Origin of the sequence: Exiguobacterium sp. S3, assembly GCF_018617295.1 — a bacterium.
GTDB classification, from domain to species: domain Bacteria; phylum Bacillota; class Bacilli; order Exiguobacteriales; family Exiguobacteriaceae; genus Exiguobacterium; species Exiguobacterium profundum.
The window spans coordinates 66630-88959 of record NZ_JACSJW010000002.1 but is presented as its reverse complement, the minus strand read 5'-3'; the positions used below and the strand labels follow the sequence as shown (position 1 = coordinate 88959).

The 22330-nt window shown below is 48.3% G+C and carries 19 protein-coding genes; 8 read left to right on the top strand and 11 right to left on the bottom strand.

Annotated features, from left to right (window positions below):
• Positions 1-21 precede the first annotated feature (21 nt).
• From KNO65_RS05410 to KNO65_RS05400, 3 genes are all read right to left on the bottom strand, one after another.
• Entirely contained in the window at positions 22-855 is an 834-nt protein-coding gene (locus tag KNO65_RS05410) for a sugar ABC transporter permease (RefSeq protein ID WP_015880984.1), read from the bottom strand.
• Between the two features lies 1 nt (position 856).
• The gene (locus KNO65_RS05405) at positions 857-2209 is read right to left on the bottom strand and encodes a sugar ABC transporter permease (RefSeq protein WP_015880983.1); all 1353 of its coding nucleotides are present in this window, start codon (positions 2207-2209) and stop codon (positions 857-859) included.
• A 105-nt stretch (positions 2210-2314) separates the two neighbouring features.
• Positions 2315-3580, bottom strand: a complete 1266-nt coding sequence (locus KNO65_RS05400) for an extracellular solute-binding protein (RefSeq protein WP_214782248.1) — start codon at positions 3578-3580, stop codon at positions 2315-2317.
• 370 nt (positions 3581-3950) lie between these two features.
• Here KNO65_RS05400 and KNO65_RS05395 point away from each other — a divergent pair, with 370 nt between their 5' ends.
• On the top strand, positions 3951-5735 hold the full coding sequence (locus KNO65_RS05395; protein WP_214782245.1) for a glycoside hydrolase family 13 protein: 1785 nt from the start codon (positions 3951-3953) through the stop codon (positions 5733-5735).
• 159 nt (positions 5736-5894) lie between these two features.
• Positions 5895-7253 (top strand): MATE family efflux transporter, encoded by a 1359-nt coding sequence (locus KNO65_RS05390; RefSeq protein WP_214782242.1) that lies wholly within the window; start codon positions 5895-5897, stop codon positions 7251-7253.
• 23 nt (positions 7254-7276) lie between these two features.
• Here KNO65_RS05390 and KNO65_RS05385 read toward each other — a convergent pair whose 3' ends face one another.
• Positions 7277-8011 (bottom strand): enoyl-CoA hydratase/isomerase family protein, encoded by a 735-nt coding sequence (locus KNO65_RS05385; protein WP_074037644.1) that lies wholly within the window; start codon positions 8009-8011, stop codon positions 7277-7279.
• 150 nt (positions 8012-8161) lie between these two features.
• Between KNO65_RS05385 and ybaK the strand changes: the two genes are divergently transcribed.
• The 6 genes from ybaK to KNO65_RS05355 all read left to right on the top strand — a co-directional run bounded on the left by ybaK (position 8162) and on the right by KNO65_RS05355 (position 13404).
• Positions 8162-8626: a Cys-tRNA(Pro) deacylase gene (ybaK, locus tag KNO65_RS05380; RefSeq protein ID WP_214782239.1), complete on the top strand. Its 465-nt coding sequence runs from the start codon at positions 8162-8164 to the stop codon at positions 8624-8626.
• 19 nt (positions 8627-8645) lie between these two features.
• On the top strand, positions 8646-9344 hold the full coding sequence (gene pssA / locus KNO65_RS05375) for a CDP-diacylglycerol--serine O-phosphatidyltransferase (protein ID WP_031421233.1): 699 nt from the start codon (positions 8646-8648) through the stop codon (positions 9342-9344).
• Positions 9345-9433: 89 nt separating this feature from the next.
• Positions 9434-10183, top strand: coding sequence for a carotenoid biosynthesis protein (locus tag KNO65_RS05370; RefSeq protein ID WP_074037647.1), 750 nt, complete (start codon positions 9434-9436; stop codon positions 10181-10183).
• Positions 10149-10847 carry a lysophospholipid acyltransferase family protein gene (locus KNO65_RS05365; RefSeq protein ID WP_074037648.1) on the top strand — a complete coding sequence of 233 codons (699 nt, stop codon included), beginning with the start codon at positions 10149-10151 and terminating at the stop codon, positions 10845-10847. The genes KNO65_RS05370 and KNO65_RS05365 overlap by 35 nt, the downstream gene beginning before the upstream one ends.
• Positions 10844-11911 carry a glycosyltransferase family 2 protein gene (locus tag KNO65_RS05360; RefSeq protein WP_214782236.1) on the top strand — a complete coding sequence of 356 codons (1068 nt, stop codon included), beginning with the start codon at positions 10844-10846 and terminating at the stop codon, positions 11909-11911. Before KNO65_RS05365 ends, KNO65_RS05360 begins: the two co-directional genes overlap by 4 nt.
• Before the next feature lie 26 nt (positions 11912-11937).
• Positions 11938-13404, top strand: a complete 1467-nt coding sequence (locus tag KNO65_RS05355) for a phytoene desaturase family protein (RefSeq protein ID WP_074037650.1) — start codon at positions 11938-11940, stop codon at positions 13402-13404.
• A gap of 442 nt (positions 13405-13846) precedes the next feature.
• Here KNO65_RS05355 and KNO65_RS05350 read toward each other — a convergent pair whose 3' ends face one another.
• The 7 genes from KNO65_RS05350 to KNO65_RS05320 form a co-directional block, all read right to left on the bottom strand.
• Positions 13847-14686, bottom strand: coding sequence for a phytoene/squalene synthase family protein (locus KNO65_RS05350; RefSeq protein ID WP_084543106.1), 840 nt, complete (start codon positions 14684-14686; stop codon positions 13847-13849).
• Positions 14655-16133, bottom strand: coding sequence for a phytoene desaturase family protein (locus KNO65_RS05345; RefSeq protein WP_214691223.1), 1479 nt, complete (start codon positions 16131-16133; stop codon positions 14655-14657). The genes KNO65_RS05350 and KNO65_RS05345 overlap by 32 nt, the downstream gene beginning before the upstream one ends.
• The gene (locus KNO65_RS05340; protein WP_214782233.1) at positions 16130-17623 is read right to left on the bottom strand and encodes a phytoene desaturase family protein; all 1494 of its coding nucleotides are present in this window, start codon (positions 17621-17623) and stop codon (positions 16130-16132) included. The genes KNO65_RS05345 and KNO65_RS05340 overlap by 4 nt, the downstream gene beginning before the upstream one ends.
• A 69-nt stretch (positions 17624-17692) precedes the next feature.
• A complete protein-coding gene (locus KNO65_RS05335; RefSeq protein WP_074037653.1) occupies positions 17693-18724 on the bottom strand; it encodes a class I SAM-dependent methyltransferase in 1032 nt (343 codons plus the stop codon).
• A 100-nt stretch (positions 18725-18824) separates the two neighbouring features.
• Positions 18825-19208: a YisL family protein gene (locus KNO65_RS05330; RefSeq protein WP_015880968.1), complete on the bottom strand. Its 384-nt coding sequence runs from the start codon at positions 19206-19208 to the stop codon at positions 18825-18827.
• A gap of 113 nt (positions 19209-19321) precedes the next feature.
• Positions 19322-21880: a sensor histidine kinase gene (locus KNO65_RS05325; protein WP_214782230.1), complete on the bottom strand. Its 2559-nt coding sequence runs from the start codon at positions 21878-21880 to the stop codon at positions 19322-19324.
• Complete coding sequence (locus KNO65_RS05320) at positions 21877-22239, bottom strand: response regulator (protein ID WP_015880966.1); 363 nt, start codon at positions 22237-22239, stop codon at positions 21877-21879. Before KNO65_RS05320 ends, KNO65_RS05325 begins: the two co-directional genes overlap by 4 nt.
• Between the last annotated feature and the right edge of the window lie 91 nt (positions 22240-22330).

Below are 22330 nucleotides of genomic sequence, written 5' to 3'. Positions count from 1 at the left end.
CGCTTCCTCCTTTTACGAGTATTATCCTTTCGTACCACCCGCTGTGAGGCCAGAAACGAAGTAGCGTTGGAACATGAAGAACAAGATAACGATTGGAAGGGCCGAAAGAACCGCACCTGCCGCGAATAACGTGAAGTTATTATCGAACTGTTTCGAAATCATGTTGTAAAGGCCAACTGCCAACGTTTGTTTCTCTGGTGAACGAAGGACGAGCGATGCCAAGATAAAGTCGTTGAATGGTCCCATGAAGTTAAAGAGAGCAATCGTTGCGACAATCGGCTTCGCGAGCGGCAAGATGATTTGCCAGAAGATTCGGAGGTGACCGGCACCATCCATGCGGGCTGCTTCGTCAAGTTCTTTCGGAATCGTGTCGAAGTACCCTTTCGCCAAGTACGTGTTCATCGGAATCGCACCACCCGCATAGAGCAAGATGAGCGCTGTATGTGTGTCAAGAAGGTTGAGCATGTTGAGCAACACATAAATCGCGATGATCGCAACGAACTGTGGCACCATCTGAAGGACGAGGAACAAGACGAGCGAGTTCTTCCGTCCGACGAAGCGGTAACGTGAGAAGACGTATCCGGTAATCGTCACCAAGACGACAGAGAGTGCCATCGTGATGAAAGCGATTTTCAACGTGTTCACATACCATAAACTATAATCCGAAATCGTTAGGTCAAACAAGTTTTTGTAGTGAATAAACGTCGGGTTCGACGGAATAATCGTTGACGTAATCGTACGCCCCGGGTTGAACGATGTACCGACAACCCAAAGCATCGGATAGAGAATGATGATCGACGCAAGCGTCAAGATGACATACGAGATCGCCAAATTGATTCGTTTTTGTTTTTTCATATCAGATCATATCCTCGTCTTTGAAAGATTTTGTCCGACGGAACTGGATCACGGCAAGTGTCATGATGAAGAATGACAGGATGAGTGTGATCGCAGCCGCAAGTCCGTATTGCGGGTTGGCACCGAGAGACAATTTGTAAATCCAAGAAATTAAGATGTCGGTACCGCCGGCCGTTTGTCCAGGTACAGCAGGGCCACCGCCATTAAAGAGATAGATGATGTTGAAGTTGTTGAAGTTGAACGTGAACTGCGTGATCAAGATCGGTGCTGTCGCGAACAAGAGCATTGGCAATGTGATCAAGCGGAACTTGTCAAAGATTGTCGCTCCGTCAATCGTCGCCGCTTCATACAAGTCACCAGGAATCGACTGAAGCACACCCGTCATGAGCGTCATGATGAACGGGAAGCCGAGCCACCATTGAATGAGAACGAGTGCCGTACGTGTCGCTGTCGGGTCGGTCATCCAGTTGACCGGGTCAAGACCGAGTGCCGGCAAGATTGTCGTATTGAACACCCCGAACGATTCGTTGAACATCGAGCGGAAGATCAAGATCGTGATGAATGCTGGGACCGCCCATGAAAGAATCAAGATCGAACGGAACAAACGACGGAAGCGAAGTCCTTCTTGGTTCAAGAGTACCGCAAGGAAGATCCCGATCGCGATGACACCTGTCGTTGAAGCGACCGTCCAGACAAGCGTCCAGCCGAGTACGCCGACGAACGTGTCACGGAAGATATCGATTTCAAAAATACGTGTAAAGTTCTCGAATCCGACCCATTCCACGAGTTTCGCTGGTGGTGCGTTGTTGTAGCGATAGTTCGTGAAGGCGATCAAGAATGTAAAAATCAATGGAAGAATAACGGTAAACACTAACAAAATGAGTGATGGGATTAACATTAAGTATGGGAATCCATGGTCACGCAAGTTGCGAAGTTGCATTTGGAACGATGGAAGGTTTAGATGCTGATCACGAGCGCGACCGACACGATAGGCGTCACGAATGTTCCAAACATAGAACGCGATTCCGAAGAAAAGTAAAATTAACGCGACAATCCCCTCGACCATCAAGAAGATGGAGTGGTCGTTACGAGGTCCTGGCACTTCACCAAGCGTGATCAATCCCCAAAGTCCTCCACGGTCACCTGGTCCGGCGCCCGCACCTTTGAAAAATAGATCATAGTTTACGGCAAAATAAGATACGACGACGATAAAGAACGCTACCGCCTTCGCGTATTGTTTGTTGTATAACTGTCCGAGTCCCGGAATGATGGAAAGTAGTCCCGCGTTCCGAGCATGGTTTGTAGGCTTGTCCGGGCGTTGGTCCGGTGATTTAGGGTTCGCAATTGCAGCCATCCTCAGTTTCTCCTTTCGATTTGAGCAAATCAATCAAGCAAACGTTTGCTCAATGCTAGAAAATGATGGGGAACGCCATGTGGCGTACCCCGTCATCTCAATTCCTTATTGGTTGTTCGCTTGGATTTGTTGTTCGATGACTTTCACTGCATCATCTGCAGATTTTTGTGCATCTTGTTTACCAGTTGCTACAAGCTGAAGCGCTTGAGCCATTGGCTCCCAAACTTGTCCCATTTCAGGAATGTTCGGCATTGGGATTGCGTTTGTTGCTTGGTCGAATACCGCTTTCGCAACTTCGTTCGACGTGATTGTCTCGTTCGACTCGAGTGCTGCTACTGGTGGGATCTCGTTGTATGCTTCAAACATTGCCAATGCGTTTTCTTCATTCGTCAACTCTTGAAGGAACATTTCAGCCCACTCTTGGTTTTCTGTGTAAGCTGAAAGGGCATATGTTTTCACACCCATGAACGTCTTGATTGGCTCACCGTTCGGAAGTGTTGGCATTGGAGCCGCTCCGAGATTCACGCCTGCCTCTGTGTAACTAGCTACAGCCCATGGTCCATTCATGACTGAATGAGCTTTCTTATCAGTGAAGAGTTGGTCCATCGCTTGACCACCAGACTCTCCGATCAATCCTTTAGGGAAGAGGCCTTCTTCGTACCATTTACCGATATATTCGAATCCTTCAACCGCGCCTTCGTTGTTCAAACCGATATCCGTTGGGTCGAGTGCGCCACCGTCCTCTTTGAACACGTATCCGCCGAATCCAGCGACAACACCATGTGCGAAGTAGAAGTTATCCCAAAGTGCGAGGAATCCGTACTGCCCGTCAGCTTTCACATCGTTTGACAACTTGTAAAGGTCGTCCATAGATGCTGGAGCTTCAGCCATCAAGTCTTTGTTGTACATGAGAATTGGTGTCTCAACTGATTTTGGATATCCGTAAGCTTGACCATCGTACATGACAGCTGATTTCGCAGCGTCTGTGAACGCGTCAAGCGATCCTTCGTCAGCGATTGGAGCCAAGTGACCTTGGTCTGCGATTGTACCGATCTGGTCGTGTGGTACGAGCACGATGTCTGGACCTTTTCCAGCTGGACCGTCAAGCGCAAGCTTGTCTTTTTGGTCTGTCATCTGTACTTCGACAACTTCAACTTTTACGCCATGCTCTTCTTCGAACGCCTTCGCAACTTCTTTCGTTGTTTCAGACTTTTCGATGTCTTCCCAGACGACAATCTTTTCAGGTTTGTTCTCGCTTGAAGAACCACCTTCGTTAGAAGATCCGTTGTCCGTTCCGCCACCACATGCAGCAAGTGCACCGAATGCGAATACTGCTGTTGAAAGTCCTGCTACCATTTTTTTCATCTTCATGATGAAAAACCTCCCCAAGGAAATAGTATGGTCAGATTTGCGCAATCGCACGACCACGTCAATTTTAAAACTCCGCTACGAAATTGACACGGTAGTGAAAACGTTTGCATCCTCACCTCAATTTTTATTATACAGTTGTGAAAGCGTTTTACAAGTCTTTTTTTACACTTTTTTTACGTCTGTTGACCCATTTATGTAATTTTCAAATGTTTATTCTCAATTCTTCACTTTTTATGCGTTTCAGCAATTGACAAAATGTAAACGCTTTATTAACCTTTGCTTGAGCAAACGTTTTCGCAACATCTGTTCTCATGGATTCCCGATGTTGTAAAATGATGTCATCCCCTATAAAGAAAGGAATGTTTTCCTTATGATGAAAGAAGCGATTTATCATCGTGCCATGTCCCCGTTCGTCTACAAATATGATCGTGAGACGATCCATATTCGTTTCCATACGAAGCGAGGCGATATCGAGTCGGTCGATTTGATTTGGAACGACCCATATGATTGGCACGCTGAAGACCCAGCCATGTGGAACTTCGATCCGGATAAGCCGAGCTACTGGCGCACATACGAGACTCCAATGGAGAAAATCGGGTTTGACGACGCCTACGACTATTGGTTCATCTCCATCAAACCGCCGTTCCGACGTCTACGTTACGGCTTCCGTTTGAATGATGGACAAGAGACGGCCGTTTATACCGAAAAAGGATGGTTCGAAGAGAAGCCGCTCGATGATACGGGTTACTACTTCTGTGTCCCATTCATCAACCCAATCGATATCTTCCATGCGCCTTCTTGGGTGAAGGATACGGTCTGGTATCAAATCTTCCCGGACCGTTTCGCAAATGGCGATGCTTCGCTCGATCCTGAAGAGACGCTCCCATGGAACTCGACAGAGCCTACGACGACAAACTTTTTCGGTGGCGACTTCCAAGGAGTGATCGACCATATCGATCATTTAGTCGAACTCGGGATCACCGGCATCTACTTCTGCCCGATCTTTAAAGCGACGACAAACCATAAGTACGATACGCTCGACTACATGGAAATCGATCCACAGTTCGGGACGAAAGAGAAATTTAAAGAGATGGTCGACCTCTTGCACGAGAACGGCATCAAAGTCATGCTCGACGCGGTCTTCAACCATGTCGGATATCATCACCCATGGTTCCAAGACGTCGTCGAAAAAGGTCCGTCCTCTGAGTACCGTGATTGGTTCTACCTTCGCGATTTCCCGGTTGTCACAGAACCGAAGCCAAACTATGATACATTCGCATTTGAAAAGAACATGCCGAAAATCAATACAGAACATCCCGAATTAAAAGCTTACTTATTAGATGTCGCCCGTTACTGGGTCGAAGAATTCGGCATCGACGGATGGCGTCTTGACGTTGCCAACGAAGTCGACCATGCATTCTGGCGTGACTTCCGTAAGGCCGTCAAAAATGCGAACCCGGAAGCTTATATTCTCGGAGAGATTTGGCACGATTCACAACCTTGGCTACAAGGTGACCAGTTCGATGCCGTCATGAACTATCCGTTCACGAACGCGAGCTTGAACTACTTCGCCCTCGACCGGACGACCGCTTCGGAGTTCCGTAACGAACTGACACGTGTCGAGATGATGAACACGATGAACGTCAACGAAGTCACGTTCAACTTGATCGATTCGCATGACACCCCCCGCGCGTTGACACGAGCGAAAGGACATAAAGGCAAGTTCAAACTCTTGATGACTTCAATGCTGACTTATACGGGTAGCCCATGTATCTATTACGGGGACGAAATCGGACTCGAAGGCGAACAAGATCCAGGTTGCCGTCGCTGTATGCCGTGGGATGAAGCCGAAGAAGACCGTAATCTCTTCCGCTACATCCAAAAGCTCATCCAGCTTCGTAAGGAACACCCTGCGCTCGCCAATGCCGGCTCATATCGCTTCAACCTGGTCGACGATGCGAACAATGCAGTCATCATCGAGCGGTGTACGAAAGATGAGACTTACTTGGTGTACTTCAATAACTCGGACTCTGCCTCGAAACTGAATCCGCTCGGTTATACAGGAGCCGCCACGGACCTCTTGCATGACCGTGACCTCGACTCACTCGAAATCGAACTGGCGCCATTTAGTGCTGCTATTCTGAAATTGAAATAAATTCGAAAATCACCTGATTTCTTCGGGTGATTTTTTTGTTGAAAATAATTTAGCAAACCCCTTTCTTTTTCATTTCATAAGGAGTAAGATGACCTTTGACATTTTTATAAAACAAATAGTTAACAGAAAGAATTATAGAGAAAAGGGAGAATACACTACATGCAGACGAAACAAACGGAACAGCTCACCCTGTTCAAACTGTCGTGGCCGATTTTCATCGAACTTGCCCTCCATATGGGAACCGGGATCATCGCCACATTGATGCTCGCTCACTACTCAGACGCCGCCGCCTCGGCCGTCGGGGTTGCCAACCAAATCTTAAACGTGTTCTTGATCGTCTTTAGTGTGACGTCTGTCGGGGCGACCATTTTGATCGGTCAGGCCATCGGGGCTGGGCGCATGAAGAAGAGTCGTGACTTCGCCCGCTCCGCCGTCAGTTTGAACATGTGGCTCGGTGCAATCATGGTCGGCGTCATCTTCTTGTTCGGCGAAACGTTCTTACGCCTGTTCGGTCTATCGGACGAACTGTTTGCACACGGGTTGTTGTTCCTGCAAATCGTCGGCTTGTCGTTATTCACCGAAGCACTCATCATGGCGCTCAGTTCGATCCTCCGGAGTCACGGAATGACGAAACACGCCATGCTCGCGACGCTTCTGATTGATATCATCACCGCCGTCGGTGCCATTTTTGCCGTTACCGGCTGGTTTGGCCTTCCGGTCACAGGCGTTGCCGGTGTCGCTTGGGCCATCGTGATCGCACGATTCGCCGCTATGGTTCTCTTGTTCTGGCTCGTCAAGCGGAAGCTCATGATCCGCTTCCCGTTAAAAGAAGTGATTCGTCCGAAGAAAGACGACATCCAATCGCTTCTTCAAATCGGTGTCCCTTCTGCCGGAGAGAATTTATCGTATCAGGCATCCCAAATTATCATCACTGGATTTATCGCGACGATGGGCGAGGCGTCTCTTGCTGCTCGAGTGTACGTGATGAACTTGTCAATGCTTGCCTTCTTGTTCACCGTCGCCGTCGCGCAAGGAACCCAGCTTTTGATTGCACGGGATATTGGGGGGAAACGGTTTAAAGAAGCCTATCATCGTGCCGTCAAGACATTGAAGATTGCCATGTTCGCCTCGTTCATCGCCTCTCTCGGTTTAGCGGTGTTCAGCGAATCGCTACTCGGTCTCTTCACATCAAACCCTGACATCATCGCGGTCGGTGTGCCAATCTTATGGGCGACGCTCATTTTAGAGCCGGGTCGCGCCATGAACATCGTCTTGATGGGGTCATTGAAGTCTGTCGGGGACGTCCGCTTCCCGGTCATGATCGGAATTGCCTCGATGTGGGGCGTCGCCGTGGCGTTCAGCTACTTGTTCGGTCTTCAAATGGGACTCGGCATCCTTGGGATTTGGCTCGCCTTCTCCCTCGATGAGTGGTTCCGCGGATTCTTCGCGTTCCGTCGTTGGAAATACGGGACATGGCAACAAAAAGGCTTCCAGTTCGAAGCAAAATCAACCACGTAAAAAAGCGGCCGCAGCCGCTTTTTTCATTTCATCAAGAATGCCTGCATCGCTTGGCGGTGCACGTCCGTGTCCCCACACTTCCGTTGCCATTTGATTTCTTCATTCAATCCGTCCTCAAATGAAGCGGCTCGCATGAGCGCCTTCATCCCTTGGACAGCGACCGGTGATTTCCTAGCGAGAGTCTCCGCATATGAAGTCAATCGCTCCGTATACATCGCATCTTCCACGAGCTCAGTGACGAGCCCAAATGTACGCGCGGCATCCGAGTCAATCGTACTGCCACTCCAGAGCCAATCTAATGCGAGGTCGTCGCGCATGAGTCGACGTAAGTGATATGGGCCGCCCGCATCAGCAACCAACCCGATTTTAATGAACGCCGAGCTGAACTTCGTCGACTTGGCGACGATTCGAACGTCTGCCGCGAGTGCCAAACTGAGTCCTGCTCCAGCCACGACACCGTGAATCCCTGCGATGAGTGGTTTCTGACATGAGAAAAGCGTACGTACGAGTGGATGATACACGTCTTCTAAATATTCCCCATAGTCCGCATCGCTCTCAATCGTTAAATCTTGTCCGGATGAGAACGCTCGTCCCTCTCCGACAAGAACGATGACACGAACCGCGTCGTCCTGTTCAAATGTGTCGATTGCCGTTTTCATTTCACGAAGCAACGTCTCGTTCAAGGCGTTTAGCTTTTCAGGTCGGTTCAGTTTCAACCACCCTACTCCATTGTGTGTCGTCAATTGAATCGTCTCCATTTTCATTCCCCCTTCAAAATGAATCATTGTTCATTTCTTCGTCATTCCTTCAAACTCCTTCCTTTACTGAAAAGTTTTTTGAAGTTCAATTGCCGGGAAGTTGGTTGATTTGCTATTCTAAAAGGAGTCGGTCACGAAAGGATGAGTCAGATGCAACTGACAAACGCCGCTCGGCAACTGAAACAGAAGAAGATTCCGTTCACCTATCATACGTATGAAGTCGATGAAACCGATGTCTCTGCCAAACATGTCGCGGAGACGTTGCATAAACCGCTCGACGAACTGTATAAAACGATTTGTCTCATGAACGAGAAAAAGCAATATGCCTTCTTTCTCATCTCTGGAGAGCGTGACATCGATTTAAAAGCAGCCGCTAAAGCTTGGGGGGCGAAGAAAGCATCGACCGTCCCGATGAAAGAGCTCGAGACATTGACCGGTTATATTCGAGGAGGAGTCTCTCCGATTGGGGCGAAGAAGCCGTTCCCTGTCTATCTGCACGAAGCAGCTCAAGACAGAGAGACAATCACCATTTCTGCTGGAAAACGCGGCTATCAAATCGAATTAACACCTGAAGATTTACTGCAATTTACAAACGGGCACTGGTTCAGCCAATGACCTTACTGGGGGCAAAATTATGTGGAAAGAACGTATCCGTTCGTGGGTCCCAAACTCCTTTACGTTCGGAAATTTATTTTGTGGTGTCGTCGCCATCGTCTACGCCGCACGTGGTGACTTCTCAAACGCCACACTGTTAATCATCATCGCGATGATGCTCGACAGTTTAGACGGGCGCCTCGCCCGTATGCTCGGGGTCGCTGGCGATTTTGGGAAAGAATTGGACTCACTCGCTGACATCGTAACGTTCGGGGTCGCACCGGCGATGCTCGCTTATTACACCTTCTTTATTGATTACGGCAATTATGGATTGTTTTTTGCGGCACTTTTCCCGCTATTCGGTGCCTATCGTCTGGCTCGCTTCAATTTATCAGCGACAAACGTTGCAGCGAGTTACTTCTCTGGTGTCCCGATCACGGCCGCCGGGGGACTTCTCGCTGTCATCACAACGTTCGGTGACCGCGTCAGTGAACTGTTGACACCGATTTTCTTCACAGGGCTCGCCTTGTTGATGGTCAGCCGTGTTCGTATCCCGAGTTTTAAAGATGTACCATTGCCACGTCACTCGTTCATCATTACCATCAGTCTCGTCTATGTGACGTATATGATGTTCGCACGTTGGAAAGAATGGCCGACATTTTGGTTCATCGCCGTCCCGTTCTATGTCTTATTCATCGCCTTCTCGTTCGTGAAAAGACGAAAACGGATGGCCAATTGAGAGTCTCGTTCAGCGAGGCTCTTTTTTGTACATGCATTTGTTAGACGAAGACTTCAATGAGCTTTAGAATAAAAAGTAGAGGTGATGGAATGAAAGTGTATCCGTTTATTTGGAAATGGTTTATTGTTTGGTATTTCATTGGGTTGATTTTAGTTGGATTCGACCTGCTTCCACCTTGGCTCGAGTGGGCAAACCCCGTCTTTTTATGGCTAGCCGGGGCGATTGGTGGAACGATTCTTTATCAAGGGATCCGGCAAGGTGCTTGGATTGTACCGTTTATTTTCTTCGGTTCAATCGCCGTTGAAACACTCGGCGTAAAGACGGGATTCCCGTTCAGCGAATACGTTTATGCTGAGGCGTTCGGTCCGACAGTGTTTGGAGTCCCTGTCACAATCGGTGCGGCATGGCTTGCCGTGATCGGCTCTAGTTTTGCCGTTGCCCGTCTCTTCACATTCCGCCACAATATTTTATGGCTCGTTCCGATTCTCGCCGTATGGCTCGATATGGCAATCGATCCCGTAGCGGCAAACGTGAAAGGCTACTGGGAATGGGCGAATGACGGCTTATACTATGATATCCCGACACAAAACTTTATCGGTTGGTTCGGGTTATCCCTTATTTTCTCATGGTTGTTACAGCGTCACGAACGCGCTGTTGATTCCTTGTTCATCCGGCACGGCGTCTATTTGTTCGTCATGCTTCACGCACTCTTCGGTGTCACGGCTGTTAATGCAGGTCTCTATGGCATCGGGCTCCTCAGCATCCTCACATCCGGAGTGATTCTACTTGAAAGGAGGGGTCGCGATGATCGAGTCACACAAAAAGAAATGGTTCAATAACCTGTTCTCGACGTTCGTGCGGGAACGTCAAATACGTCCCACCTTCCATAACATTTATATCCGAACGGACGACGTTCCGACCCCCGGATTATTTTTAAGTACACATAGCGCGTGGTGGGACGGTCTCATCATGTATATGATCAATGAACATTTTTTACGACACGATATTCATGTGTTGATGGATGAGGATGGACTACGTCGCTTCCCGTTCTTTCGACACCTCGGTGCCTTCTCGGTGAAAAAAGGAAGTCTCTCCGATGTACGGGCCTCACTGGCTTATGCGAATGAATTGCTCGCGTCCGGGAAATCCGTCTGGATGTTCCCTCAAGGACAAGAGATGCCACAGGAACTTCGACCTGTCGAAATCGAGTCTGGCGCAACGTTGTTACTGAACGACCGCCCCGTCCAATTATGCGCCATGTACTATTCGTTTGAGAACCATGCGGAACCCCTTGTATATGTCCGCTTTCGAACAGTAGTCGTGACGTCGATGACACGACGAGCTCAGAAGCAGGAAATCGCGCAAGCACTCGAGGCGCTCTATGACGACGTGCGACAAGACGCCATCATTCGGTCTGATGCCTATGTGCCGCTCTTTCGACCACGTCGTAATCTTGCTGAATGGACAGAAACGATGTTCCGACTTGGGAGGGGACGTTCATGATCTTATGGCTGCTCACTCTCTCGATGTTTATCTTTACCCTAATCAATCTTTCGTTCTTGAGACCGCTCGCCGACCCAGGACGCACACCGGCGACAGCCGTCTGCATCCCGATGCGCAATGAGTCGCGTCACGTCGATCGACTGATTTCGAACTTAAAGCAGGCGATACCGGAAGGGACTCACGTCTATATCTACGAGGACCGCTCTGAAGATGATACATATGAAAAATTGAATCATGCAATTGGGAGCGATACCCGTTTTACCGTCATCCAAGGTGTTCCTTTGCCCCATGACTGGGCCGGAAAAGTTCATGCTTGTCATCAACTAGCATCACGCACGACTGAACCGTATCTTCTCTTTTTAGATGCGGACGTCACGATCGATTCGAGTTTTATCGCCCGCATGCATGCCACGCTCGCTCGAGAGCAGGCCGTCTTTTTATCAGGTTTCCCTCAATTTCCGACGTCAACATTTCTCGGGAAATTGTTGATTCCGATGCAACACGTGCTCATCGCCCAACATCTGCCTTTGTTTTGGCGTAAAGTGAAACACCCCGCATTTGCCGCGGCGAATGGCATGAACGTACTCGTCGAGCGGAACAACTACGAGGAAGTTGGCGGACATGCTGCTATTCGAACGTCGTTGATTGATGATATCGATTTATGTCGAACGTTCAAACGTCATCAAAAAGTCACGTCACTCGTTCAAGTCTCCCCGTTCATCTCCTGCGACATGTATGAAACGAATGAAGAAGTGTGGACCGGGTTTTCAAAGAACGTATTCAAGGGAATGAATGAATCAGTAGGACTCGCCTTGTACTTCATGACATATTACGGCATCCAGTTGACGGCTATGCTCGCTTGGATCTTTTCACCGAGTTGGCAGACGATTAGCGCAGCGATTTTCGTGCTCCTCGCGCGTCTCGCTGTCGATCTGAAATCAAATGGGTCCGGTACATGGTACCATCCACTCAGTTTAATCGCTTACTTGACCTTACTCGGGAACGCCGTCATTCGTAAATGGAGACGGTTGCCCATCACGTGGAAAGGTCGTCACTATTCCTAAGCAGACGTCTAAAGGGGGACAATTGTATGAAACAAATCGTAGTGATTGGGGCTGGTCTCGGTGGACTAAGCGCCGCCGTCACGCTCGCAGCACGAGGTTATGACGTCACGGTCATTGAAAAGAATCAACATGTCGGTGGCAAACTCATGCCCATTATAACCGACGGTCACCGGTTCGACTTTGGTCCAAATACGATCACGATGCCGGATGTATTTCGTTCAGTCATTCGAAATAGCGGGGCCAATCCGGATGACTATTTTGAGTTAATCAAGCTCGATCAACATACCGTCAACCACTACACAGACGGGTCATCCTTCACGTTCAGTGCCGATCGGGCAAAACTTGAGGTCGAAGTACGGCGTTTGACCGGTGATCAGTTGAAACACAATCAGATGCGTGCCTATCTAGATGAAGCTGAAAAGCTGTTCGACATTGCGAATAAGCGCTTCTTCACACAAATGGACACAAAGTTGGATCCCGGTCTTTGGGCGGACATGGTCAAAGTGCATCCACTTCAAAGTTTGCACGCCCTTCACAAGAAGTATTTCAAGGACCCACGCATTATTCAGGCGCTCGACCGCTATGCGACGTACATTGGTAGCAGCCCATACGTGACGCCAGGTACGTTCGCCCTTATCGCACATTTGGAATTGAATGAAGGTGTCTATTTTGCGAAAGGTGGAAACTGGAATATCGCAAAAGGGTTCGCCAAACGGGCGAGCGAACTCGGAGTGACGTTCCGACTCGGTCATGAAGTGACGAAAATTGATGTGTTGAACGGAAAAGCACATGAGGTCGTCGTCGATGACCAAGAAGTCATCTCGTGTGATGCCGTTCTTCTCAACGGTGAACTCTTGACGCAATACCCACGACTCGTCGACGCAAAAGACCGACCATCTTTCCCGGTCCCGACACGCGACACGGTCGAACCTTCCATTTCCGCATTCGTCATGATGGTCGGATTGTCCAAACGATTGAACTTGGCACACCATAACGTCTATTTCTCAGACGACTATGAACGGGAATTTAAAGCACTTTTCCAAGAAGAACGTTATGCGGACGAACCGACAATCTATATTTCGAATTCATCCGCAACCGATCCGTCGATGGGCGAGGCAGGAGACAACCTGTTCATCCTCGTCAATGCGCCGGCACATCTGACCGACATTGATGCAGATACGTATGAGCATTTGATTCGCAGACGATTACGTATGTTCGGTGTGGATTGGGAAGAAGAAGAGGTGCTCTACCATAAACGGGTGACCCCACAAGATTTGACCCGTGATTTTTATGCGTATTATGGCGCACTTTATGGCACATCGGCCAACTCGAAAAAAGGGGCATTTTTTAGACCTGCACCGCGATCGACAGATGTATCGAACATCTGGTTCGCTGGCGGTTCGACTCATCCTGGCGGTGGCAGTCCGATGGTGACGCTTTCAGGACAATTCGCTGCACGATCAATGTTAGAGGACATACCTCTGACAATATGAACATTTTGTGAACGCGAGTTTCGACACTTGTCGACAATTGAAAGACGTGATAATATCATATTCGAGTTCAAGCAGTTCTGTAATGTTTGTTACACCTGTAGCGATCGAATGGCTTCCCCGAGCCTCATCGCGTTTTGAACTTGTCACACCCGAGAAAAAGTGATGAGCGAGTTTCCCCACTCGTATCCCGTAGTTGAGACAGCTTGCGTATGATGTTCCCCCTTAGTCCATCAAGCATCCTGTTTCGACGAAGATGTCCCAACTGATTCATTCCCCATGAATCCCGGCACATCTTTAGGGCTTCATCACAAACCGATTCATTCGTTTCCCCGATGAATGAATCACATAACGCTTACGCCACTTTTGGTCCCCCGCCAAAAGTGGTTTTTTTGCGTACAAAAAACTGTAGACGCCATCGAGCGTCTACAGGGAATCGAATCGCTTATAGTTTTGCCAACAACTTTCCTTTTTGTAAGGTCGATACGTATGCCCGCTTTGTGAAGACGTCATGTCGATTCGCACGTGCCGCATCAAGAATCCCTTCATAGAGAAGAGCCGCTGCTTGTACCGGCTTTCGACTCGCGAGTGGATACAGATGATGGGTTTCGCGTGCCCGTTCATACAAGAACTCTGCACGATTCGCCAACGCCTCCCATAGATCGATAAAGACAGGGGTCACTTCTCGTTGGTGTAACATCGCTTCACTCACACCGTACTGACGCATCATCGTACGGGGTAAATAGATGCGGTCTCGATTCAAATCTTCACCGACATCACGTAAAATATTGGTCAGTTGCATCGCAATGCCAAGGTCGATGGCGCCTTGCCTTAGCTGACGTGTCGTCGCAGCGTCCTGATTTGGGACAAGGATCGGGAGCAGCATCAGACCGACCGTGCTCGCTGCATAATAGCTATACTGCTCGGTCTCTTCGAGCGTTTCATACCGCGACTTATGTAAGTCCCATTTCATCCCTTCCGCCAATTCAAAAAATGGTTCGACGTCCATGTCATAACGTTTCCACACATCACGAAGGGCAACCCATAGTGCTTCATCTTGGTCGTAACCAGCTAAAAAGCGGTCGAAGTCATGCAAAAATGCTGTCAAACTCTCTTCTGGACGGTCTGATTCATCGACCGCATCATCGAGGGTGCGACAGAAAGTATATACTGCCATGACCGCTTGACGGTCTGGTTTTGAGAGCAAAGAGAAGGCCCGGTAAAAGGTTAACGAGCCCTTCTTCATGATTTCCTCACATTGACGATACGCTTCTTGTGTCGTCACGATGCATTGCCCCCATTTCTTCTTCCATTTTTTTCACAAGTAATTGCGACCCAATCATAACGATAGGGACGCCACCGCATGGATGGACGGATGCGCCCACCGCATAGAGACGTTCGATTTTCGGGAATGGTCTCGCTTGCGGTTTGAAGGCGGCTGACTGAGATAACTTTGGTGCAATCCCAAAACTTCCTCCTTCGAACAATCCGAATCGCTCAGCATCCATCGGTGTCCGGACTTTCATCTCGATGACGCGTTCACGGAAATCAGGCATGAATGCCTCGATTCTTCCTAATAGGTGTTCGATTGTCCCTTGTGCCTCAAAGTCTTCTCGTTCCAATTTTCGAGGAACCGGGACAAGAACATATAATACACTCGTTCCTTCTGGCGCGAGGGTTGCATCCATTCGCGATGGATTAAAGGTGTACATCGCTGGATACTCACTTAGTTTACCATCCTCAAAGATCGTACGCATCGATCCTTCAAAATCATTCGGTAAATCGAATTGGTGAACCGGTAAGTCGAGTTCGCCGTTGACGGCGAAATAAAGAAGTAACGTACCGCTTGACGGTTCATACGTCTTTGGCGTCACACCATCAATCAGGCGCTCCATGAGTGGAAAATCACCGTTCACGACGACTGCATCATACGGTACATATTCGTCATTTACCGTGACTCCATTGGCCACCCCGTCCGTGACATGGACACGATTGACGGTAGCATTCATCTCGAAACGAACACCTCGACGCTTCAACTCTTGTTCCATTTTCGTCGCTAGCGAAAAATATCCTCCTTTTACATACCAGACTCCTTCTTCTTGTTCACGATAAGGAATGAGTCCATATAACGAAGGAGTGGCATAAGGATTTCCGCCGATATAGAGCGTTTGTAAACTATAGGCGACACGTAAACGTTCGTCTTCAAAGAAGCGTTTCATATTCGCATGAGCCGTCTCATATGCTTTTAACCGCATGAGAAGGAGAAGTAGTTTAGGCTCGAACAACTCCGCTTTCGAGGCATAACTACGATCTAAAAACGTATCGAAGCCAATCCGATACTCTTCTTTCTTTTGGGACATGTACTGACGGAAGGCATCTCCTTCGCCGAAAGTTCGTTCGATTTCTTCCGCCTGTCTCTCGATTTCCCGATATTTATAGAATGATGTCCCGTCTTGATAACGTAAGCGGTAAAGTGGATCGACTTCAATCAACTCCACTTCATGTTCAGGAAGACCTGCCTCAATCAGTTGTTGTTTCAATTTACTCGGCAATAAGACGATGGTTGGACCTTCATCGACTTTCGCCCCATTATCGAATTCAACGTAGTTCAAGCGTCCACCGACCCGGTCCTCTTTCTCATAAATCGTGATTTGAAGTGACGGATTGCGTTTTGTCAATAAGAGGGCGGCATATAGTGTACCGACCCCTGCTCCGACAAAGCTAATATTCATCGGCCGACACCTGCCCGGTCACGCAAAAGGTTCGTCGTGATCCGCGCTGATTCAAAGATGGTCGGCAGTCCACTTCCTGGGTGGGTCCCACCCCCGACGAGCCAGACGTTGTCGAGCTCTTCGAATTGGTTATGCGGGCGGAAATACATCATCTGCGATAAGTTGTGCCCTAGATTGAACGTTGCACCTTCATATACACCAAACGCTTCCCAGTCCTCAGGCGTCAACGCCTCCATCACCTCGATGTGTTGACGGATGTTTCGGTAAGGGGAACGTGTCTCAAGCGCATCGAGAACGCGCTCTGTCATGGTCGCTTGTAACGTCTCCCACGGGAGGCCAGATAAATTGTTCGGCACCGGTACGAGAACGTAAAGCGATGACTTGCCAGGAGGCGCAAGTGTCGGGTCGATACGTGAGGCATTCTGTACATAAAACGAGAAGTCCTCGCTCAATTTCAATTCTTGTGTCATCTCTTTGACATTCAATTCATAATCGTCCGCGAAGTGAATCGAGTGATGCGCCACATCTTCGTAGACATGGTCGAGCCCGAGATAAAGCATGAATGTCGAGCACGAGTAACGCTTCTTCTTGAGTTGAGTCGGACTCCACTTCGTTAGTTTACCGTCTGGAACGAGCGACGTCATCGCATGTGCGAAGTCAGCACCAATCACGACTTCATCAAACGCATAATGGACACTCCCAGACACGAGACCGGTCACGTTTTGTTCATCCATGAGAAGACGCTCTACCGGTTCGCCTAAACGAATGACGCCTCCCTCTTCTTCAATCACTTTCGCCATCGCATGACACAGCTGGTTCACTCCGCCAATCGGGTGATGCACTCCGTAGGCGTGTTCCATGTAAGACAAGATGGAGAATCCACCCGGACATTCCCAAGCGGACATCCCCAAATATTTAGCCTGAAACGTGAACGCATACTTCAGCTCTTCGCTCGTGAAGTACTCGGACAAGACGTCATAAAGCGATTTACCGATCGAGAGGAACGGTAGCGCCTTGAGCACGCGTAACGAGACATAGTCGGTAAGCTTGTCATGTGCGGTCTGAAGCACAGGCATCAATTTAGACAGTTTGATCGCCTGTTCACTCATGAACCGTTCGTAACCTTCGCCATTCCCTGGAAATTGTTCTTCGATGGCGCGATACATCTGATCACGATCTGTTGTCATCGAGAGTTGACGCGTCCCACGGTCGAAGTACAAATCATACATCGGCTCCAACTGCTTCATCTCGACATAATCATGCAGATTACGCCCTGTCTCTTCAAAAATTTCTTCTAAAATATAAGGCATATTCAAAAACGTAGGTCCTCGGTCGAACGCAAATTCACCTACTTCTAAGCGCGACGTTCTTCCGCCTACAAACGGTTGTTTCTCAAATACGGTGACGTCTACACCGCGATGCGCCAGTAGCATCGCTGCAGCCAACCCACCTGGTCCTGCCCCAATAACGGCAACTCTTTGTTTCGACACACTCAACAACTCCCTATGTGAATAGTCTCTTATGCTTCTCTATCATTATAGGAATGACGGGAGACAAGTTCAATTTTGAATCGGTTGATTGAGCAGGTTCGTCTTTCCTCGCTCAGCGATGACGATATACCAAGAACCTTCCGGAATGAATGGGATGAAGCGGATTTGATCAAAACCTACTTCTTGCATCTGCCGGCGCAATCGTGGAATGGTCGGAAGCGGGTACAGATTATCGTGGAGTGTCATGAACGCATTGAACGCGGAAGCGAATCGTCCACCGAGCGCTGTTTCGGCGAGCGGGGTCACGAGAATGGCGACACCCTTTTCTTCTAAACGCTCCCGTAGTCTCTCAAGCAACTTGATACGTTCTTCTGGTGAGAAGTAATACAGCATATTGTTCATCATCACCGCATCGAATTGCTCTTCTGTTTCCCAGTTCATGAAGTCAGCTACTTCGAAATGAATGTCGCCACTCTCGTCTCGCGAGCGTGCCTCTTCGATTACCTCTTCCTCTAAATCGATGCCTGTCAGTTCCCAACTCGGTTCGAGCGCTTGGAGTTTACGTAAGTAGCCGCCGTGCCCACATCCAATATCGAGCATCGATTCGACATTTGCCTGTCGTAAAAGTTGTTGCACGATTGGAAATGCGACCGTTTCGACGAGTGTCGATGTCTTCGCGACGACTTGACCGTGTTCAGCTCCATCAAACGTCTTTTGCTTCCCAGACTCTAGAAATTCCGGATAAGCGATTAACGCGGGGATATGAAGCTCCATCATTTCTTGAAGCATGAACCCGATGCTCCGTTCATCGTTACCGGATAATTGATATTTTAATCCACGCGTCGGATAGTAGCGCCAGCCTCTCTTTTTCAAATGACGGACGGCGACCCCGACTTCTAACCAACGCTCTAGCGCAAGTTGTGTCAATGGGCGTTTTAGACGTAAATTCATCTCCGCCATGCTCGCGCCACCTTGAAGCGCATCGAATAGTCCGAACTTGTAGCCGATATAGCCGTGCCATAAGGGTAAAAATGATTCAGTTTGTTTCATCCATTTCCGTGCGTGTAAAACTCGTGTCCATTCCATCATCTGTTGATCCATCGTTTCACCTCATCGTCGTAATTACTGATTTTTTTATTTTCCCCTAATAATTTGTGTACAAACAAAAAAATCCCACTTCGGTGTGCGAAGTGGGAACGTCTTATTGAATAAAGCTGTTGAAGAAAGATTGTCCATAAGGCAATGCATAGCCGATGAAAATCGTAATGAGTGCCAAGACGATAAACCCGCCAAATAGTCCGTTTGACGGTTTTTTCTTTTTGACTTTGACGAGCGTCATCTCACCGAAGATCAAAGTTAATAAACCGACCGTGATTTTCACGTGATAGAATGTCCCGCCACCATTCAACTGAAGGTAGAGATAAAGTCCTGTTCCGAATGCGATGAGTAACATGAGTCGAAACGCCATATGTGCGATCTTTCCACTCTTGTTGCCGTTCTTATAACCGATATAGGCCACGGCAAACAAAATAAGTAACAAAATCCAGCTCGTAACGTGCGTGTGCAAGAATGCAATCAGTGGCATTCAAATGCCCCCCTTTATGATGTTGTACAGTCTTCATTGTACACGAACTCTCTCCCGATTGGTCAAGCGAACGATTCTAAAAAATGAGCCATCCTCAAGGGATGGCCCATACATTATACAGGAGTCGTCTCTGCCTCTTGGACAGCGTACTCATAGCTTGGGATTTCAACGATGAACGTCGAGCCCTCATGCTGAATCGATTCTACATGGATTTGGCCGTTGTGACCACGGACGATTTCCTGACAAATCGGTAATCCGAGCCCCGTACCGCCGATTTCACGACTGTCGGAGTTGTCGACACGATAAAACTTATCAAATAAGCGATCGAGCGCGTCACTTGGAATCCCGATTCCTTCGTCCTTCACTTTAATGGACACGATTTGCTCGTGATGCGCAAGTTCGACCGTGATTTTTCCACCTCTTGGAGAATACTTCACGGCGTTCGACAATAGATTACTCATCAACTGTTTGAACTTCTGGCAATCGACGAATAATTCATATGGACGTGCATCATCTGCAATCAATTCGAATTCATGTTTCAACGACGATGCCTCATAGAACGTCAACATGTCTCGGACGACCGGCTCGATATCAAGCTGTTCCCGGTCATACATTTGACTACCGGATTCCATTCGTTGCACATCGAGGAAGTCGTTGACGAGATGTGTCAGACGCTCCGTCTCGGAGTGAATGGTCTCCAAGTATTTAGCTTGTTTTTCATTCGGCAACTGTTTTTTGACCATCAATTCCGTGAATCCATAGATGGACGAGAGCGGCGTACGCAGTTCATGCGAGATGGTTGAGATAAACTCACTCTTCAATCGCTCCGCCTCTGTCTCACTCGTGATATCTCGGAAGACGAGAAGCGTACCTTTTGAAAGTCCGCCGACAATGATGCGCTCTGCATACATCTGCAAGTTCATTTCGCCCTTACGAATCGAGAAGCTTACACTGTCATGTGGGAAATCTTCGGTGAACAGGCGATTCGTATACTTCGTAAAGTCCTCCGCTTGATCGACCGTTTCAACAAGACGATTCCGCCATTCTTCCCACGTTTCTTCTTCAAGGTCTTGTGAACTGACGTCACTTAACTCAGGGAACATCTCATAGAGTGGACGGTTGACGAACACGTCATTCGTCGAGTGGTCGATGTAGACGACCGCTTCTCGAATCGAATCGAGAATTCGCTCCGTCTTTCCTTTCTCACGTTTCATCTCTTCAAATAGACGCATCCGTAAGAGAGAAAGCGAGAGCTGACGAGCGAATGACATGATGTCGCCCATCTGGGTTTGGGTGAAACGATCTTTGTATCGGACCAGATAGATGAAGGCAATGATTGAATCATCTGTCGGGTCATGGACCGGTACCGCCGTCTCAAACATATAGTACGGATACGGGAGCGGATGGTCGCTCGCGACTTGTTTCGACGAGTGTACCGTCGTCTTCAATGTCATCGCGCGCGTCAATACGGAATTTTCGCTATCGAGCAACTGACGAGACAACGTATCGTTCAAGCCGTGGCTCGTCACGCGATACGTACCCGCTTCATCCACGAAAACGAGTGCACCGACCTCTGAATCTGTAATCGTGACCAGTTTCTCAATGATTTCCGGATAGGCCGTAAGCGAATCGCGTGACGCTAACGTCTCCGTCAATTCATTCCGATACGCGAGGTGTTGCTCGTTTTGTTGCGTCTGTTCTAAAATTTCTTCTAGTTCTTGTTGCTGTGCCTGCAATTCTTCTTGTTGGGCAATCAATTCTTCTTGTTGCGCCTGTAGTTCGTGGTTCTTCTCAATCAAATGACGTTCGTTGTCACGAAGTGTCTCAGCCATCTTATGGAACGATCGAGACATCGTCCCAATCTCATCTTCTCGTTTCATCTGATCGCTCAAATCAACGATTTCCCCTTTTAACAAGCGGTTCGATGCGATGGAAAGTCGTGAAATCAAACGTGTTTGACGGCGTAGGAACGGCTGGACAAACAATAAGATCAATACGGCGAACGAGGCGATGCTCATGATCCACAAGAATTGAAGCATATTGTTGTTCTGTCGCCATTCAGCGTAGACGGCCTCTTTTTCAGATGCCATCAACTCACGATATTCTCCGAGGGCAGACTCTACCTCATCAATCGGTCCGAGGATGTCGATGCCGCGTTGCGGATTAAATTGTACGAGTCCTTGATCAATCAAGCGCTGAGCCGTCGGCAACTCGGCAATCGTTTGAGCATCGATAAACGTCTCTGTGATCTCCCCATCTTGTTGGGCTTGGGCATATTCATACGTCACCGGAATAATCACATCATAGTAAAAGTCGTGGAACTTTTGAAGATCTTCTGCGAACAGCTCACCTTGACGCGTCTGGACTTGTGTTTTGAACCAATTGATTTCTTGTTGAAACTTCGCCTCGTTCGCACTTGAACGTTCGAGCGACGCGGTGTCACCGAACAAGAGATAGCCTCGTGTATCATATTGGTCAGCCTGCCACTCATCCCAAAGCGTAGTCAAACGGTTAACGCGTTCGTCTAACTGACGTAATCTCGCTTCATTCGCCTCTAAGCGGTTCTCGATGTAGACATATGTCAATGCCGATCCGACCAACGCAATGACGAGGAAGGAATAAAGGACGACCATGATGTCGCGTCCGAGTTTTTGTTTAAACCACCTTTTCACTTCACGATGCCTCCTATGATTTTGACGAGTTCAAGTGGGCTGAACGGTTTAGAAATGAAGTAGTCGACACCAATCTCGTTCGCGCAATCACGGTCAGATTGTTGGCTTTTCGCCGTCAACATCATCACTTTCGTCTCTTGCCGCCCTGGTAACTTCCGTACTTTTTCAATCACTTCAAGCCCTGTCATGCCGGGCATCATATGATCCACAATGACCAAATCATATTCATTTTCTTCAATCAATCGATAGGCCTCAATTCCATCTTGTGCCTCGTCGATGTCATATCCTTCATCTTCTAATGTATCCATAACAAGCATGCGTAGCACTTCTTCGTCTTCCGCAAGTAAGATTTTAACCATAATTGTTCCTCCATTTTTTATCCCATTTTTTTATTTTAACGGATTTGTAATTGTTACACAAAATAAAAAGACGTACGAAACTCATCTCGTA

Excerpts from the sequence above, each read along its gene's own strand:
- KNO65_RS05360 (WP_214782236.1), top strand. The coding sequence starts at position 10,844 with ATGATCTTATGGCTGCTCACTCTCTCGATGTTTATCTTTACCCTAATC.
- KNO65_RS05335 (WP_074037653.1), bottom strand. The coding sequence starts at position 18,724 with ATGGATCAACAGATGATGGAATGGACACGAGTTTTACACGCACGGAAA.
- KNO65_RS05330 (WP_015880968.1), bottom strand. The coding sequence starts at position 19,208 with ATGCCACTGATTGCATTCTTGCACACGCACGTTACGAGCTGGATTTTG.
- KNO65_RS05320 (WP_015880966.1), bottom strand. The coding sequence starts at position 22,239 with ATGGTTAAAATCTTACTTGCGGAAGACGAAGAAGTGCTACGCATGCTT.
- pssA (WP_031421233.1), top strand. The coding sequence starts at position 8,646 with ATGTGGAAAGAACGTATCCGTTCGTGGGTCCCAAACTCCTTTACGTTC.
- KNO65_RS05390 (WP_214782242.1), top strand. The coding sequence starts at position 5,895 with ATGCAGACGAAACAAACGGAACAGCTCACCCTGTTCAAACTGTCGTGG.
- KNO65_RS05385 (WP_074037644.1), bottom strand. The coding sequence starts at position 8,011 with ATGGAGACGATTCAATTGACGACACACAATGGAGTAGGGTGGTTGAAA.
- KNO65_RS05365 (WP_074037648.1), top strand. The coding sequence starts at position 10,149 with ATGATCGAGTCACACAAAAAGAAATGGTTCAATAACCTGTTCTCGACG.
- KNO65_RS05400 (WP_214782248.1), bottom strand. The coding sequence starts at position 3,580 with ATGAAGATGAAAAAAATGGTAGCAGGACTTTCAACAGCAGTATTCGCA.
- KNO65_RS05345 (WP_214691223.1), bottom strand. The coding sequence starts at position 16,133 with ATGAATATTAGCTTTGTCGGAGCAGGGGTCGGTACACTATATGCCGCC.
- KNO65_RS05410 (WP_015880984.1), bottom strand. The coding sequence starts at position 855 with ATGAAAAAACAAAAACGAATCAATTTGGCGATCTCGTATGTCATCTTG.
- ybaK (WP_214782239.1), top strand. The coding sequence starts at position 8,162 with ATGCAACTGACAAACGCCGCTCGGCAACTGAAACAGAAGAAGATTCCG.
- KNO65_RS05405 (WP_015880983.1), bottom strand. The coding sequence starts at position 2,209 with ATGGCTGCAATTGCGAACCCTAAATCACCGGACCAACGCCCGGACAAG.
- KNO65_RS05370 (WP_074037647.1), top strand. The coding sequence starts at position 9,434 with ATGAAAGTGTATCCGTTTATTTGGAAATGGTTTATTGTTTGGTATTTC.
- KNO65_RS05395 (WP_214782245.1), top strand. The coding sequence starts at position 3,951 with ATGATGAAAGAAGCGATTTATCATCGTGCCATGTCCCCGTTCGTCTAC.
- KNO65_RS05355 (WP_074037650.1), top strand. The coding sequence starts at position 11,938 with ATGAAACAAATCGTAGTGATTGGGGCTGGTCTCGGTGGACTAAGCGCC.